The organism is Pseudomonas sp. 14P5.3.2 (genome assembly GCF_057799175.1).
In genome coordinates, this window is the sequence record NZ_JBYOKU010000071.1 from 1 (window position 1) to 1424 (window position 1424).

Genomic DNA, 1424 nt, shown 5'->3' on the forward strand with positions numbered 1-1424 from the left:
GCCATCCCTTTCAAGGTCTTAGGTAAAATCCCCTGAAATCTCAGTCAGGGATCCCCCGAAGATGTGGACCGATGTTCTAGCTCGATTCGAAAAAAAAGCACCTGCCAGCGTCATGGCCAAGTTGGCGCTGGAGCAGGCTATTGCTCCTGAGTGGGTCGATCAGGTCTTCGAAGAACATCGGCAACGGCAGTATTCTCGTGAACTACTGTTCTCGACCATCATCAAGCTGATGTCCCTTGTTTCATTGGGTTTGAAGCCATCCCTGCACGCCGCCGCTCGGCAACTGGAAGATCTTCCTGTCAGCTTGGCAGCCCTCTACGACAAGATCAGTCGTACCGAACCTGCTCTGTTGCGCGCGCTGGTCACAGGCTGTGCACAACGCCTGACCCCAACCATCAAAGAGCTGGGTTGCACCACGATGCTGCCGGGCTGGCAGGTTCGGGTGGTGGACGGCAACCACTTGGCATCCACTGAGAAACGTCTGGGCGCTCTACGCCACGAGCGGGGTGCCGCTCGTCCTGGCTTTTCGGTGGTTGTCTACGACCCCGATCTCGATCAGGTCATCGACCTTCAGGCATGTGAGGATGCCTACGCAAGCGAGCGTATTTGTGTGCTGCCTCTATTGGCTGATGCAGAGCCGGGCCAGGTGTGGCTGGCTGATCGACTCTACTGCACGCTCCCGGTTATGGAAGCTTGTGAGCAGGTCCAGACATCCTTTGTCATTCGTCAGCAAGCCAAGCACCCACGCCTGATTCAAGAGGGTGAGTGGCAAGAGCCCGTAGCTGTGGAAACAGGCACTGTGCGCGAGCAGATCATCCACGTCAGAGGCGGTTACCAATGGCGGCGCGTGGAACTGACGCTTCATTCGCCAACAGACTCGGGTGACAGCAGCTTGATGTTCTGGAGCAATCTACCTGAGAGCATCAGTGCACAGCAGATCGCAGAACTCTATCGCCGCCGCTGGAGTATTGAGGGCATGTTCCAGCGACTGGAAGCGATCCTGGAAAGTGAAATCGAAACCCTTGGCAGCCCAAAGGCTGCCTTGCTCGGGTTCGCTACTGCGGTATTGGCATACAACGTCCTGGCCGTACTCAAACGAAGTGTCGAACAAGTCCATCGGGACACCCAGCCTGAAGGCTGGGAAGCCTCGACCTACCACTTGGCGGTCCAGGTCAGGAGTGGTTATGAGGGAATGCAGATTGCGCTGCCCTCGGAGTACCTTCCCGTTATCCCTGCGGAAAAACTGGCTCAGCGCTTGTTGGAACTAGCCAGAAACATCCAGCCAAAACAAGTTGCGAAAAACCCCCGAGGCCCCAAGGTGCCCAAGCCCAAAACGTGGGTCCAAGGCACAGCGGTGCATGCTCATGTTTCAACGGACAGGGTAATCAAGGCCGCCAAAACGAAAAGACCTTGAAAGGGATGGC

General features: G+C 56.5%; 1 protein-coding gene. It reads left to right on the forward strand.

Annotated features, from left to right (window positions below):
* Positions 1-112: 112 nt before the first annotated feature.
* Positions 113-1414, forward strand: coding sequence for an IS4 family transposase (locus AC27VU_RS28845; protein WP_488725402.1), 1302 nt, complete (start codon positions 113-115; stop codon positions 1412-1414).
* Positions 1415-1424: the final 10 nt, after the last annotated feature.